We start from the raw sequence: 15,028 nt of genomic DNA, 5'->3' as shown, positions 1-15,028 counted from the left end.
AAATTGTCTCGTAAGGCTCACAACATGAGCTCCCCTACTCAACCTTCAAACAAATAAATCATATCATTCCAATAAAAAAATAATTAAGTTTGTAGCATGGAGAAGACTATCAAAATTATTTCATCAGAGGAATTTCCAAGACAATTTATGTCTGATGCTTCTTTAGAGTTTGATTTTTTAAAAACTCCATTACAGATATATGATCTGAATACAACAACTGAGTATATTCAAATTCCAACTCCCCTTTTTAGACCTGATTATAATTTTATGGTCCATGTTACTAAGGGTAATGCAAAACAGCAAGTAGATAATGAGGTAATATCATTAACAGAAAATGATGTTTTGTTTATAAAACAAGGCCATATTACAGCAATGAAAGAAATTGATCTGGTAATTACGGGTCATTTTATTTTATTTGAAGAAAGCGTCCTCAATCATATTTTGTCTAAACAAGAGTTGATACAAATTTTTGCCACTAATTCGGTTATTAAACTACCCAAAGAAACTAGTATATGGCTTAATTCTTTATTTTGCTTATTAGGTCAGGAATTTCGAAATGAAAATTCCAATATTGAAATTTGTTATTCGCTTATGCAAGCAGCCTTTCAAAAAATAATTTCTTCAAATAAAGAACTTAATAAAACTGTACATCGTGGTAATGAAATCACTTTTTCCTTTAAAGAGTTGGTTTATAAATTCCATAGCCAGGATAAATCGGTATCCTTTTATGCAGATAAATTAAAAATTTCTGTAAATTATCTCAACAGATGTATTAAGCAAACCACCGGAATAGCCCCAAAAGAATGGATAAACAACGTTAGTATCCTGCAAAGCCAAATTCTTTTACAAGATTTGACTAAAGATATCTCCGAAATTGCTTTTGAATTGAATTACGAAGACCCTTCGTATTTTGGACGACTTTTCAAAAAAATAACTGGTACAACTCCTTCACAGTATCGAAGTTCACTTAGGCACGATTTGTCCGAATAAAGGCAAGCTAAATCCTAGCAACAATTATTGTTTTAACCACACCTTTGTCTTAAGAAAATCTTAGAGGGCTAATGCGGCTCGTGTGTTTAAATTTAATAAATGTTATTTTGAAAAAAGTGCTATCATTGGTTTTATTAACCTTGTTTATTTGCCTTCCTAATAAATTTTATGCTCAATTAATAACTGATGGCGCGGGGATTGGCGTTACAGTTAATGGGAAAAGCAGCTTTAAGAATTTATCTTCGGCAGATCCGTATTATGGGAATAAATTCAAATATAATACGTACGATTTTTGGTTGCCAATACCATCTTTTAAAATTGGAAAAACTCGTATTCTTGGAACAGTCAACTACCGTGTTTTAGACTTTACATTCGATAAGGAAATTGAAGTTAGTCCGAATTACATCACAAAAATACAAGAGATAAAACCAACTATTGTAGTGCGGCATCCTTTTGGGAAACGATGGGCAGTTTTTGGAGTTTTAATACCAACTATTGCTTCCGATTTTAAAAGCTCCTTTTCGATGAATGATATGGTATATGATGGCATTTTTGGAGTCTCAAGAAAATTCGGAGAAAAATCAAATCTCGAAATCGGGATTGGTCCTCATATTATGTATGCTTTTGGAAAATTTCTGATAACACCTGCAGTATCTGTCGATTATAAAAGTAACAACGGTAAGTGGTTTGCTCAGCTATACTGGCCAAGAGTTAATATTTTTCGAAATCTCGGCAATAACACACAAATTGGTGTAGCGGGATCAATAGACTGGACACTTCACAACTTACAAAATTACAAGAATGATGAAAACCTGGAGATTGATTATGCTCAGTTCTCAGCTATTCACGGAGGCTTACAAATTAATCAACGTCTTTTTGATGGTTTTTGGCTTCAACTGCAAGGAGGTCTCGGATTTGCAAACAAATACACTTTATATAACTCTAATAATGATACTATTAGCAACTATAAAGCAAAAGAAATACCTTATGTAAAGATGATGCTAACCTATCGTTTTGGAAAATAATTGCAGAATATAAATCAATAACAATAAATAAAAAAAAGGAAAAATGATGAAATTAATTCTTAGTGTTCTACTATTAGGAGTGTCGTATTTTACTAATGCGCAACAATTAAAAATGAATGTTGATGTGACCAATGTTCAAAAAGGAAAAGGCAGTGTCGTGTTGAATGTTTACAACAAAAAAGAAAATTTTCTTAAAACCGCTTACTTTACCAAGGTTCAAAAGGCAAATCAGGGAACTATAAAATTTCAAATCGATTTACCAAGAGGAACTTATGCTATTACCGTTTTTCAGGATTTAGATAATAACGGTAATCTTAATAGCAACTGGTTGGGAATTCCTAAAGAGCCCGTAGGAAACAGCACTAATTTTAAGCCTGATGGTGGAGCGCCAACATTTGGTGATTGCTCAATTTATGTTTTAAATAATGATTCTACAATTACAATTGACCTCAATTAAGAAAACTTAAATTATGATATCAAATTATGGAAGAGGCAACTTTTAAAAATAGAATTATTGCAGAAATAAAAGATGCCTGCAAGGAATATCAAACGGGCGATACATTAATTACAGCCTTACAACCTACAACCGTTCAATTTAAAACCAGAGAACTTACATTGATAGTAGGTCCTTCGGGTTCAGGAAAAACTACTTTGCTTTCCCTGTTAGGTTGTGTTATCTACCCCACAAAAGGAGATGTTTTTATAGATGGTCAACAAGTAAATACACTTTCGGCCAAAGAATTATCCGTTTTGAGGTTAAATAAAATAGGATTCGTATTTCAAGGCTTTAACCTTTTGGCTCCACTTAACTCTTTAGAAAACGTTATGATGCCGCTACAACTTATGAATTTAAGTGATACTGAAGCAAAGAAAAAAGCAGAGAAAGCTTTGGAATTAGTCGGGATGAAAGATCGAATGAAAAACCTACCCAAAATGCTAAGTGGTGGTCAGCAGCAAAGGGTTGCAATTGCACGAGCTCTGGTAACTAATCCGCCAATAATACTTTGTGATGAACCAACGGCAGCATTAGATGTTAAGAGCGTTGGTTTGGTAATGAATGAGTTAAAAGCGCTTGCCCAAAATGGTAAGAGTGTTATTGTTGTTACACACGATATGCGCCTTAAACAATTTGCTGACAGAATTATTTATGTAGATAATGGGATTGCAACCGAGAATGAAAATCTAGCATTTATTGAAAATCATTAAACCAATATTATAAAGAATGAAATATATTTTAATTTATCTAATAGCTCTGTTTTTTTGCAGTTGTAGTAAGAAAGAAGAAAAGATATCAAATCAGACATCAGATCACAAAGAAGTTCCTCTATCAGGTATTGTAGGACTTGGTCGCATAGAACCTGACGAGAAATTATCCTCATTAGCAACAGAAGTAGGAGGCATTGTTGTAGCTATCCATAAGAAAGAAAATGATGTGATTATTAAAGGGGATCTAATTATTGAATTGGATCATGCTGTTCAGGATGCAAAAAAAGACCAAATTAAAAGTAGAATTGAAACACAAAAAATCGAAATTAATGTTGCGCAACTAAACTTAAGAGAACAAAAAATAAATTTATCCAATAAACAAATTGAGTTGGAGCGATTGAGAAACTTACTTAAAGAAGGAGCTGAAACAAAACAAAACTTTGATAATCTGGAAACAGAAACCAAAATTTTTCAAACGAATGTAGAACAATTACAAACTCGGGTTATGATAGCAAATTCACAACTTCAGGAAATTAAACAAGAGTTGAAAGTTTCAAATAAGGAATTGCAACAGTATTTGGTAAAAGCACTAAGCGATGGACAAATTTTGACAATGAATGCTACTAAAGGTGCTGCACTATCACCAAATCAATCATTTGCAGATTTTATTCCAAAAAGTAAATTGGTTGCTACTTGCGAAATTGATGAGCTGTTTGCTGACAAAATTAAAAAAGGACAAAAAGCTATTATCCGTCAAATTGGTTCCAATAAAACTATTGGTTCTGGTATTGTAGTTTTTACTTCTTCGGCACTTAAGCGCAAATCACTTTTTTCTGAAAAGGCTGGTGATCAGGAAGACAGAAGAGTTCGGGAAATAAAAATTCTATTGGCAAACCAAACAAAGTATTTAATTAATTCCCGAATTGAATGTGTTATTCAAACATCAAATAAGTAAGATAAACAAGAATGGAATTGTATATACCTTAAAATTGGTTACAAATACCAATCTGGATACGCAAATACTATGTTCCATTATAAACAAATAACCTCTAAAAATGAATTCTATTATTAAAATAGCTTGGAAGTTTATCCGCTTTGATAAAACAAAAAGTATAGGAGTAGTTGTAGGAATAGTGATAAGTACCTTTCTTATTGGTCAGCAAATCGGCACATTTAATTTTTTGACAGGACTAATGAGTGTGTTGGTAAAAAATACAACATCAGACATTTGGGTTGTTGATAATAAGACGACAGATGCCAACCAACTTAGCCTGATTGACTCGAGAAAAGAAAAAGAGATTAAGAGCCTGCCAGGTGTTAAAGAAGCATTTCCTATTGTTATGACAAATGGAAAAGCTAAATTTTCTGGAGGAACCAGTGCTGTGGTAAACATTATAGGCAGCGAATACCCTTATTTTAAAGCAGGTCCTGACAGCACTAAAATAATACAGGGACAACTTCCTGATTTATTGCAAGAAGCGGGTGTCTCTGCAGATTACTTTGATCGGAGCAATTTTGGAGGTTCATCAAATGTTGGAACCTATTTTGAAATTAACGGAAAAAGAGCCGTTATAATGTTACAAACTAAAGGAATACGAGGTTGGGGCGGTTATTTAATGTACACCTCAATAGATAGAGCAAGATATTATGGTAATATTTCTTCCACTAATATAAGTGCCTTAATGGTAAATGTAAAAGAAGGCGAAGATGTGAATCATGTTGTAAATCAAATCAATAATTCTATTTATGGAGTAAGAGCTTGGCGTACATCATCCCTGAGTTCCTCTACTATAAAAAGTGTTTTGGCTTCTACTGGCTTAGGTGCCAGCACAGGTTCTTTGGTGGGATTTGCTATCATTGCCGGTTTTTTTATTATTGGTCTCACAATGTATTCGTCGGCACTTGACAGGATTAAAGATTATGGAACTTTAAAAGCAATTGGCGCTACCGATTCGTACATCCGAAAGTTAATACTTACTCAAGCCACTTTGTTTGCTGTTGTTGGCTTTCTAATTGCACTGGTTTTCTTAATGGGTTTTAAAAAAGGTATGTATCAATCGGGAATAGTAATCGATTTTAGCCCAATAATACTCTTCTCCATCCTAATGGTCACTTTTTCTATTTCGCTTTTTGGGGCTGTGTTTGCTATTAGAAGAATAAAAAATGTAGAACCTGCTTCAGTATTTAGAGGCTAAAAAAGTTATTATGATAAAAAACAATTCAATTAATATCTTCTTTATAGGATGTCTTATACTAATAGGCATTTCAAAAATGAATGCACAAAGTGTAGTATGGTCATTAAATAAAGCAATTGAAGAAGCACAAAAGAATCGAAAATTATTGACTTCGTTGGAAACTGAATATAAAATCAATCAATTAAAGACAAAAGAGTTAAATGCAAAATATTTACCCAGAGTATCGCTGAATTACAATTATCAGTATAATCCAATTATTGCTACAAATGTTTTACCTGCAAGCGCATTTAACTCTGGAACTTCTTCAAGTGATATGATTCCGATAAAATTAGGCGCTAATTATTCTCAAAATGCAGGTATTTTGCTGCAACAACCATTACTGGATATCTCCATTTCAAAATTAATTACAGAGTCTAAGTTACACGAGAAACTAGCCAATTTAAGTGAGAAAGAAGCAAGATTGGAACTAACTTATGAAGTTTCAAAAGTGTATTTTAATATATTGGTAACAGAGGAACAAGCAAAAGAAGCTATAGGTGATACCGCTCGTACAGCATTAAGTCTGAAAACTATAACTCAAAAATATAATAATAAAAGAGTTTTAAAAGTTGATGTAAATGACGCCAAAATAACGCATAATAATGCTGTGCAAAAATATCTTAATGCTACAAATAACGCATTGGTTCTAAAACAATATCTTTTGTATGTTACAGGAAATGAATCTTCTCTAGCATCTTCAATGATATTAGAGAAGTATAATATGAATGAAAATATTACTGATCTTGATGAAAATCAAATTCTGGCATTGCCTCAGATCGAAATTTTGAAAACACAAAATGAAGTCCTAGAGAATAAAAAGAAACTAGAAAGAGCCAAACATAGTCCGATGATTAGTGCCAATGGTTATTTAGGAACAGATCAGTTCACAGAAAACATGAACCCTTTTCAGCAAGACAGTTGGTATGGGAATAGTTATATTGGTATCTCATTAAAATTACCCATTTTTTTTGGAGAGAATACGGCAAAAAGAATAGATCAATTAAAATTTCAGCAAGAGCAAAATAATAATCGAATTGTTGAGGATGTTAATAAAAACAAATACAATGCCCTGAATGCTAGTGCTACATATAGTAACGTCTTACAACAATTAAAAACAGTGCGTGAAAATAGTAGACTCACTTCCGAAATGGTACTGGTTTATCAGGAGCGATATAAATTTGACCAAATATCGTTTAATGAACTAAATGATAAAGAAATTCAATTGCAAAATTTGGAACTAGCCTATAATCAACTTCAAAAAGAATTGATCGTGTCGTGGCTTAATTGGAAAAAGGCTGCGGGAAAATTAGTTTTATAATATTCAATACGGGATTAATTAAAATTTCAAAATAAAGCCGACTCTGTTTAAGAGTCGGCTTTATTGCCACTATTATTAATTTAGGTACACTTATGATTTTGGTTCACATGCTTCTGAACCAAGATCTTGCCACATAGAGCCTGTAGAACTACCAGGTTCGTTACCTGGCTCAGCTTGATAACTGGCTTTCCATTGAGAATGATTATGATTTACATAACTGTTGGCTTCATAACTTCTTATATTATTCCAGATTGTTGCTATATTGCTAATCAACTTCCAGCTATCATTTATATCTGGTTGCAGTTCTCCGGGATTAATATAATGTTTGTTCTCCCATACTAAGCCCTTATAACTTACTTTATGAGTTCTTTCTCCAGGATAAGCTATAGTAGAATTCCAAACCGGATAATCACCTGCAGTATCATCAACACATTTCCCGGGTTCTGGGTCATCTTGTAATACAGTTAATTTTGCAACAGCAGTGGCTGTCTGATTTTTACTGTCTGTAACTGTACATGTAATATCAAATACTCTATGATTTTCTACATTAGCTGTTACATAAGTGATATGAAACATATTGTGATCAATATCTGGAGATGTCAAAGGATCAGGTAAATTCCATTTATAAGTAAATGGCCCCTCCCCGTCTGAAACCATAGCATTAAATTTAGCATCGACACCTTTTTTCACAGTCAGCAAAGCAGGCATAATCTCTAATGTTGGTAATGAAGGGACTGAACTATCTTTTACTATTAAATCAGCATAAGCTTCGGTAGTTTTACCATTTTTATCAGTCACCTTACACGTAATATCAAATCTTTTATTACCTACCACATTATCTGTAGTATAGGTTACATTCTCTTTATCAAGACTATTACCACTAGAACCCAATCCTGAAGGCAAGTTCCATAAATAAGTAAATGGAGCTTCTCCCTCAGCAGAACAACTAAAAAAGGCAGTGTTTCCTTTTTCTACCTCTACTTCATTAGGTGTAATATTTACTATAGGTGCAGGTTCTGGATTTTCGGAATCATCAAAATCAAGATCAAATGTTTGATAAAATGCATGAGCAGTGTCAGAGACAATCCATGCTACTATCATTACATGATGCCCTTTTTTTTGAGGAAGTACTACACTAGTCTCGGTTGGTGCTGCTCCATATGGAAGAGGAGTTGCATAATGATGCATATTAAACGGTACAGGCTCAAGCTGATCTCTAGTTATTCTTTCATCAGGATTCCAGCCATCTTTAGTAATCCAGTGATTATATCCTCTGGTGGCATGAGGAGCATTATAACTCCATCTCATTCTAAAATTTTGACCCGAATTAACTTTTGTTTTTGGCCATACTTGCCCTTTTTTTGCTTGCAACTCACGGTCGGTACAATTTACAATATCCCAATCAGATCCAGATTCGTTTGTCCACCCTCCGCTATTTATATAATTATCCGGAGGTACAGGTCTGGTGTGAGGACCACCTTGTTCATCTTGTGGATATTTATCTAAACCGGAACTTACTATTGTCGTAAAAAATTTGCCTCCCTCAAATTGATTTATGTTCCAATCGAGTAACCAACCGAGATCATAAGCTAGTCTTCCGCGCGTGTTGAATGCATAACCATGCCTGGTTTTTTTTACAGTTTTTAATTTTGCTTCTTGCATAATTTTTAGGTTTTAAGTTAATATTGTAAGATTTGGGTTAATCTTATTCCTTATTTCCTTTAAAATTAAAACTTTTTTCTCATAAAACACAAATTTTAATAAGAAAATATGCATATCCTGTATTAATGATAATATTGAACTTTTAAAATGAATTCTATATTAAGAATCTCTTTTTTAAGTGTTAAGGATGCTCTAAAGAGAAATGCCTATTTTTTTAAATTCTATAGAAAATGGTTTGGAATTTATATCCGTGGGGTACTAAGTCAAAAAGCTTCAGAGAAATCTGGAGCTTGTTTTATGGAATAAAGTGATGTTTTTACAATTCAAATGAACCCGCTATCCGGGGTGTTATCGCAAGCACTGTGCAAATGTGTCTTACTTTGTACTATTTCTTAAAACAAATCTATTCTAAAAAACTAAAACGTCATAAAGTCTCTGACTCTACCTCAAATTTATTATAAATCATATTGGTTAAAAGATTTAGCATTCAAAAGATTCACAACTGATATTTTTAGAAAATGTACAATTTATAACAACATAAAAAAACAGGTAAAGTTAGAGATATTTACCTATGTCCATCCGTTTAACTATTTCTTAAACTACTTATAATTAGACAATCAGGTATAAATACGCATGTTTTATCGTTAAAACAATCCTTTATTTGTTATTGTAATTATAAAAACCCCCAAATGGAAGCAAAATCTGAAACCCGCATCGACCCGCATGATTTAGACATGGTCGCGTTTAATTCAAATAAAAAAATAAGAGCTAGAAATGCTGTATTGGCTGTAGATGCAGCCATGCAGGAAAACTATACGATCTTAAAATCAGAATTAATCGAACATTTAAGCCCAGTCATTGTAGTACAAAACGATGGACAGGGAGGAACTTTTACTTTGGTATATCAAGGCACGCAGGAAAGTGTTCAGCCAGTACCTCAACTATTCCAACTCGTTAAATCAGTAAGCCACACACCTCTTGGTATTTATGTTATTATTGCACCTTATTTAAAGGAGCCTCATGTAAAAGATTGGATCAAACCTCTGGAAAAATTCAAAGAGACCCTTCAGGAAGCCCTGAAAAACTTACCCGATGCCGAATTGCCATTTCACGCACAGGAATCTTGTAAAAAAGTGCTGGAAGGCGGTATTCGTTTCATAGACGATTCTGTAAAAGCGGACCGTTTCAGCATTGATAGTTTCGAGGCATTTACAGCTAGTGTCCAGAGTGATATCCAAACCAATATGAGTTATGCTGCCAAAGCGCAGGTTGATGGTGTGGAAGAATTGCTAATACGTTGGCGCAACAAATTAGGGCCAGAAGAATGGAGAAAAACATATGGTATTGTTTTGGCCATTTGGACTACCGAATACTTAAACCAGAATTGGCTTATCCTAAACCATATGATGGACCCTACAACGGTCGATTCTCATTTGTTTACCATAGGAATTGCCAGTTTTGCCGAAAACACTGTGCCCGTAGCTTTAGACAACCTGGCTCGGATTGTACAAGACAACATCGCAGCCGCTATGGTTTTTTCTGAGGATTCTGAGCTGGCAGATTCTTTAAAAGGACCACAAGATTTGCTTTCTACAGCGATTGAGAAAATTATTGGCTGCCCGCATACTACAACTAAAAAAGTAAAATAAAGACCGAAAGAGTTTTTTTAGGAGGTATAAATGATGAGGTATTGGTGGTTTGCTTTCTTTGTTTTTGAAACTAAATATATTCGGTAATCTTTTATTTTTCGAACTAAAAGAAAAGTATATAAATAAGTAATAAAAGTAATTTTAAACGAAATCTCTTTTATTATTGCCAAATGTTAGAAATTCTTTATCAAGACGAATATATTATAGCTATTAATAAACCAAGTGGATTGTTGGTTCACAAATCATTTTATGCGCGCGATGCAAAAGTGTATGCTATTCAAGAATTGAGAAATCAAATAGGAGGACAACACGTTTATCCTATTCATCCGTTAGACCGAAAAACATCTGGCGTATTGATATTTGCGTTGGATAAAGAGGTAATGTATCAGATGTGTTGGTGGTCAATAATTCCATCTAATATTTGTACGTAATCAGAGATTTATACTAATATCGTAGTAAAATTAAAACAACCTTCGGGTTGTTTTTTTATTTTCTAATGTCTTAAATCGAAAAGAATGACTTCAAATCCGACTTGGTGTTGCAGATGTGTTGGTGAAATTAAAAACATGATAAAATATGGAAAAACAAAGTCTGGTAATCAAAGATATATTTGTAGACTTTGCAGGAAAACAAGAGTTGAAAGTTATACTTATCAAGCTTACAAACCTGATATTGATGAAAGTATCATTCAGTTCACAAAAGAAGGTTTAGGAATAAGAAGTACAACAAGAATATTAAAAATACCCGATCGCGGATTTGTAATCCGTACCCGCAAAGTATATCTTAACATATTTAAAAAAATAAAATCCCGTTTTTATTAATACTAAGAACGGGCACGGAAAGGATTTCCGCGCTATCGTTGTGCATACCTAAGAGATCGGGAAAATTAGTAATATTCAATTTCATATTCTTTAATGTCTTTTTCATATTCACCGTCAAAATTTAACTCTGTAATTTCAGAAATCTTATTACCAAAATCGTCATAAAGAATTTCTTTTACTTCTTCACCATTATTTCGATTCTCAACATAACTGATTAACTTTCCTTTACTGTTATAATTAAATTTCTCAATTATTTTATTAAAACCGCTGTCTGTTGATTTTTCTATAATTAATCCTTTTTCATCCAAAACATATTCATACAAACAACAAAGCTCATCGTCCCAATCTGTTTTTATTTCTAAAGAGTGATATTTAATCAGCAAGTTATTTTCATTATAGTAATTATAGACTCCACCTCTAAACGCTAATTTATCTTCTAAACTTTCTCCATCATAATGATACATTTCTTCTGATATCGTATTTCCAAATTGATCGTATTCAAAAACTATTTCCTCTACTAAAAAGTACATAGAGATTTTGGTATCTACCATATTTCCGTCTATATCAAAACCAAATATTTTCATCATTTCAAAAAACTCCATATATCCTTCAGATTCCTCTGCACCAATAAAATCATGATGTGGTATCTCAAAATAGATTGTTCTGAAAGGTTTTTTAGCATCATTATATCTGGTAACTGAGAGTGATATCAAAATACCTGAAGAATTAAAAAACTTTCTGTACTCGTAATCTTCAACATAACTGTATTCTATACTATTTTCAATATTGTTTTCTGAATCAAACTTCTTCATAGAAAGAAGCCGTTTATCCGCTCCATATTGATAATAATACGTTGCGAAACCGAAATCTTCTTTTTCTATTTCATTATTTTCATTATACCATGTTTCATCTCTTCTACGTAATATTCCTTCGCTATTAAATCGTTCCTTCAAACTGTATTGATTTTCATATCTGTAAATTTCTACTGATACAACTATTCCTTCTTCATATTCTTCATCTCTTACTATTTTACCTTCTCCATTATAGCATTCAATTTGTTGAACAATAGCATTTTTAATTGTTTTGCGGCTTTTAATTTTTACAGACATAATTTTCGAACATATTAAAAACTATGAAGATAGAAAATATATACCGTTTTATAAAAATAATCCAGGCAATATAAGATCTAAGCATCAAAAGTCGGGAGACTTTTATCAGGTTTGCAATTTCTAAGAAACAAAAAAAATGCGCAAAGTCAGAGACATTTGCGCAGCTTTTCATGAGAACACTTCGGAGAGCGGACTTCGCACCCACATAGAGAATCAACAAAGTGAAGTCTCAAAAAGTAATAGCATCATATTATAGAATGTTGGAACGGGTACGAAGTCGGGAGACTTCACGCATCACATTATTTTTCTGACTAAAACAAATAAAATTAACTTAATTCACAGCCTTCACCTGCAAGATTACACTGGTTCTTCTAGCATTGACTTCAGGGTTAAAACCAACCTTCATCAGAAAATCTCCCGAATAAATCTTGGAGCTATCAATGGGTGACTGTGTTTCGGGATAAAGATTTACTTCTTCAATTCTATATTGTTTTTTTGGATCCAGTCCCTGCATTTTAATAGGCAACCCAATGGTGGTATTGAATGTAGTGGCTACATAATAATTGAACACAATTACCTCTTCTTGTGTCTCCTTTACGTATGCCATCGATGCCACTTTTTCATCATCGGAGTTTTGTAACCTGTATTGATCGCCATGCCAGATGATATCTTTAATTCCATTATACAGCTTCACTGCATTTTGTGCATACAGTAAATCCTTAGCATCTAATTCATTTACCCGAATATCGAAACCCAGTTTGCCCATCATGGCAACATCTGTTTTAAACTTGATGGATTGTTTGCCCATATCCGTTACATGATTGTCCACAGCAATAGAAGGAAAATAATATGAATATTCCCATTGCATAAATATTCTGTCAAACGGGTTGGTATTATCGCTCGGCCAAAACTCCGTGAAGTACTGCAGGGCAGCATAATCAACTCTTGAGCCACCACCTGCACAAAGCATCATAGGTGTTTTTGGATGTTTGGCTCTTACTCTTTCCAATACTTTGTTTAAACCACGAACATATTCAATATAAAAGTGATCCTGGTTTTTTAAGAATGGTGAGTGGGCATTATAGATAAGCGAATTACAATCCCATTTGATGAACGCCAATTCAGGTACATCTTTAAACAATTGCTCCACAGTGTTGTATACAAAATCCTGAACCGCAGGATTAGTAAGATCAAGCACAAGTTGGTTGCGCATATAAAATTCTTTTATACCTGGTTGCCTGATGATCCAGTCAGGATTTTTTTCATACAATTCGCTTTTAGGATTCACCATTTCGGGTTCTATCCATATACCAAACTTTACGCCATGGGCAGTAGCTTCCTTACCTATAGAGCTGATACCATTCTTGAGTTTTTGCTTATTATATTGCCAGTCACCCAACCCTGCTGAGGCTCCGTTACGAGGATATTTATTACCAAACCACCCGTCGTCTAACAGAAAAACATCCACTCCTAGTTTCTTTGTGTCTTTAGTGAGCTCGCTCAGTTTTTCATCATTGAAATCGAAATAAGTGGTTTCCCAATTGTTTAATATGGTTTGGCGTTGGCCGCTGCCTTGCGCCAATTGATAGTTTCTGGCCCAGCGTTGCAAGTTTCGGCTTGCCCTGCCCTTACCTTCATCAGAATAGGTGTAAACAAAACGTGGTGTAGTGAACTTCTCAGATGGTTTTAATGTGTAGTTCGATGAAAAATTATTGATGCCCGCTGTTACCCGCAAGTAGTATTCATCAAAGGTTTCAAAATCAATTTTAAAGTTACCTGACCATTCCAATGAACCAGCAATTACTTCACCTTCTGTTTCGCCTGCGGGCTTGTTGATCGATATCATGAAGGAGGATGAATGCAACAGGTTGCTGCGTGTACCCAGCTTTGAATCAAGTGTGCGGATGCCATGCAATAACTGCTGTTCTTCCGACAGCATCTCACGCCCCCAACCACTGTAATGATTTTTAAGAAAAAACTTTTTACCCTGGAGTGTAAGGTTCGCAGAAGCATATTTATTCAGCACAACATTACCCTTTTCCTTATGCTCTATTTCCGACCATTGTTCAATTACATCTTCTTTATAATAGGCCTTGTAAAATAATGTAACCTGGAATTTGTACCTCGCATCGTTCAACACAATAGTAGTCAACGTCTGGTTATCATCAATTTTTTTTACTTCGTGATTCACATACTTCAATACGGCGGATTTATTTCCATCGCTGTGGGTTACAGACAGGGCAGGTTCCATCAGGTTAAGCGAGCCGGATGCTACGTAGGCTTCCCGCTTGTTAAACAAATCATCATTACCCACCTTAAACTTATCCAGCGAATTGATGACCGCATACTCATCTGTATTTTTTAGTTTTTTCCCAAGGTAGGTAGCCAATAAAGAGCTGTCTTTATCTGTTTGCAGAACTAGAACTGTGTTTTCAGTGGATACCGTAATGGTTTCCTGACTAGTAGCCTTGCCTGTAAAAAATATCATCACAACGAAACAGGTTTTAAAAAGTTTAGAATGCATTTTATGCGGATTTTAAATTAATAAATTGGGAAACTTCGATATTAAAATCATCTTTTCCCATGATCTTTCGGTTTATATTTATTTGCACTGTTTGGTTTGATAAAAAAACTCAAGTGTTTATATTTCCTTATTTATTCTATTACATTCATAATGTTAAAGCATGATAGCCATTAGCAATCAAAATAGTATTTGAAGTCTTTTTAAATATATGATTATTCATAATTAATTTTTAAGCAAAAAAAAGAATAATTCATACGATTTTAGAAATACAATATTATCATCAAATAATACTATATTATCCTAAATTGTATAATCTCAAACAAAACTTCTATCGCACTATGCTTAAAACTTAACTCTTAAAAAAAAAATACAACAGCCACTATTAAACAAGATAAAGTGCAATGAAAACACTATCAGACCCTGTTCTCCCCTCTCGTATAGATATATTATAGAACTAAATAAAACGCGCGCTCCGAAGAGTTCTTATGAA

Annotated in this window: 12 protein-coding genes and 1 pseudogene; 10 read left to right on the top strand and 3 right to left on the bottom strand. The window is 33.7% G+C overall.

Translation table 11 applies throughout. The annotated features are described in order from the left end of the window. Positions 1-96 precede the first annotated feature (96 nt). The 7 genes from SHI72_RS07755 to SHI72_RS07725 all read left to right on the top strand — a co-directional run bounded on the left by SHI72_RS07755 (position 97) and on the right by SHI72_RS07725 (position 6,773). A complete protein-coding gene (locus SHI72_RS07755) occupies positions 97-990 on the top strand; it encodes a helix-turn-helix domain-containing protein (protein WP_039116196.1) in 894 nt (297 codons plus the stop codon). A 116-nt stretch (positions 991-1,106) separates the two neighbouring features. Then, the gene (locus SHI72_RS07750; protein ID WP_323489634.1) at positions 1,107-2,015 is read left to right on the top strand and encodes a DUF6268 family outer membrane beta-barrel protein; all 909 of its coding nucleotides are present in this window, start codon (positions 1,107-1,109) and stop codon (positions 2,013-2,015) included. Between the two features lie 43 nt (positions 2,016-2,058). After that, a complete protein-coding gene (locus SHI72_RS07745; protein WP_323489618.1) occupies positions 2,059-2,472 on the top strand; it encodes a DUF2141 domain-containing protein in 414 nt (137 codons plus the stop codon). A 26-nt stretch (positions 2,473-2,498) separates the two neighbouring features. Next, a complete protein-coding gene (locus SHI72_RS07740; RefSeq protein ID WP_323489617.1) occupies positions 2,499-3,221 on the top strand; it encodes an ABC transporter ATP-binding protein in 723 nt (240 codons plus the stop codon). Positions 3,222-3,237: 16 nt separating this feature from the next. Next, a complete protein-coding gene (locus tag SHI72_RS07735) occupies positions 3,238-4,176 on the top strand; it encodes an HlyD family secretion protein (protein ID WP_323489616.1) in 939 nt (312 codons plus the stop codon). Between the two features lie 100 nt (positions 4,177-4,276). Next, on the top strand, positions 4,277-5,416 hold the full coding sequence (locus SHI72_RS07730) for an ABC transporter permease (protein ID WP_323489615.1): 1,140 nt from the start codon (positions 4,277-4,279) through the stop codon (positions 5,414-5,416). 10 nt (positions 5,417-5,426) lie between these two features. After that, on the top strand, positions 5,427-6,773 hold the full coding sequence (locus SHI72_RS07725; RefSeq protein WP_323489614.1) for a TolC family protein: 1,347 nt from the start codon (positions 5,427-5,429) through the stop codon (positions 6,771-6,773). Between the two features lie 90 nt (positions 6,774-6,863). Here the strand turns inward: SHI72_RS07725 and SHI72_RS07720 are convergent, their stop codons facing one another. Then, complete coding sequence (locus SHI72_RS07720) at positions 6,864-8,435, bottom strand: lytic polysaccharide monooxygenase (RefSeq protein WP_323489613.1); 1,572 nt, start codon at positions 8,433-8,435, stop codon at positions 6,864-6,866. Positions 8,436-9,169: 734 nt separating this feature from the next. Between SHI72_RS07720 and SHI72_RS07715 the strand changes: the two genes are divergently transcribed. The 3 genes and pseudogenes from SHI72_RS07715 (at position 9,170) to SHI72_RS07705 (ending at position 10,905) form a co-directional block, all read left to right on the top strand. Beyond that, positions 9,170-10,084, top strand: coding sequence for a hypothetical protein (locus SHI72_RS07715; protein WP_240474777.1), 915 nt, complete (start codon positions 9,170-9,172; stop codon positions 10,082-10,084). Between the two features lie 170 nt (positions 10,085-10,254). Beyond that, positions 10,255-10,476, top strand: a pseudogene (locus SHI72_RS07710) (pseudouridine synthase); the annotation flags it as partial. Positions 10,477-10,599: 123 nt separating this feature from the next. Further along, the gene (locus tag SHI72_RS07705; protein ID WP_240474778.1) at positions 10,600-10,905 is read left to right on the top strand and encodes an IS1-like element transposase; all 306 of its coding nucleotides are present in this window, start codon (positions 10,600-10,602) and stop codon (positions 10,903-10,905) included. Positions 10,906-10,970: 65 nt separating this feature from the next. Here SHI72_RS07705 and SHI72_RS07700 read toward each other — a convergent pair whose 3' ends face one another. Together SHI72_RS07700 and SHI72_RS07695 are read right to left on the bottom strand one after the other, a co-directional pair. Beyond that, positions 10,971-12,014 carry a hypothetical protein gene (locus SHI72_RS07700; protein WP_039116208.1) on the bottom strand — a complete coding sequence of 348 codons (1,044 nt, stop codon included), beginning with the start codon at positions 12,012-12,014 and terminating at the stop codon, positions 10,971-10,973. A 331-nt stretch (positions 12,015-12,345) separates the two neighbouring features. Continuing rightward, positions 12,346-14,538 (bottom strand): alpha-galactosidase, encoded by a 2,193-nt coding sequence (locus tag SHI72_RS07695; protein WP_323489612.1) that lies wholly within the window; start codon positions 14,536-14,538, stop codon positions 12,346-12,348. Positions 14,539-15,028: the final 490 nt, after the last annotated feature.

The sequence above is a fragment of the Flavobacterium sp. PL02 genome (genome assembly GCF_035013205.1).
In the GTDB taxonomy this organism is placed as follows: domain Bacteria; phylum Bacteroidota; class Bacteroidia; order Flavobacteriales; family Flavobacteriaceae; genus Flavobacterium.
The sequence above is the reverse complement of the archived record's forward strand: the minus strand, read 5'-3'. Positions and strand labels throughout refer to the sequence as shown.

Bases quoted from the DNA above. Each gene is read 5' to 3' on its own strand.
- SHI72_RS07735 (WP_323489616.1), top strand. From the start codon at position 3,238: ATGAAATATATTTTAATTTATCTAATAGCTCTGTTTTTTTGCAGTTGT.
- SHI72_RS07755 (WP_039116196.1), top strand. From the start codon at position 97: ATGGAGAAGACTATCAAAATTATTTCATCAGAGGAATTTCCAAGACAA.
- SHI72_RS07745 (WP_323489618.1), top strand. From the start codon at position 2,059: ATGATGAAATTAATTCTTAGTGTTCTACTATTAGGAGTGTCGTATTTT.
- SHI72_RS07715 (WP_240474777.1), top strand. From the start codon at position 9,170: ATGGTCGCGTTTAATTCAAATAAAAAAATAAGAGCTAGAAATGCTGTA.
- SHI72_RS07695 (WP_323489612.1), bottom strand. From the start codon at position 14,538: ATGCATTCTAAACTTTTTAAAACCTGTTTCGTTGTGATGATATTTTTT.
- SHI72_RS07730 (WP_323489615.1), top strand. From the start codon at position 4,277: ATGAATTCTATTATTAAAATAGCTTGGAAGTTTATCCGCTTTGATAAA.
- SHI72_RS07705 (WP_240474778.1), top strand. From the start codon at position 10,600: ATGACTTCAAATCCGACTTGGTGTTGCAGATGTGTTGGTGAAATTAAA.
- SHI72_RS07700 (WP_039116208.1), bottom strand. From the start codon at position 12,014: ATGTCTGTAAAAATTAAAAGCCGCAAAACAATTAAAAATGCTATTGTT.
- SHI72_RS07740 (WP_323489617.1), top strand. From the start codon at position 2,499: ATGGAAGAGGCAACTTTTAAAAATAGAATTATTGCAGAAATAAAAGAT.
- SHI72_RS07725 (WP_323489614.1), top strand. From the start codon at position 5,427: ATGATAAAAAACAATTCAATTAATATCTTCTTTATAGGATGTCTTATA.
- SHI72_RS07720 (WP_323489613.1), bottom strand. From the start codon at position 8,435: ATGCAAGAAGCAAAATTAAAAACTGTAAAAAAAACCAGGCATGGTTAT.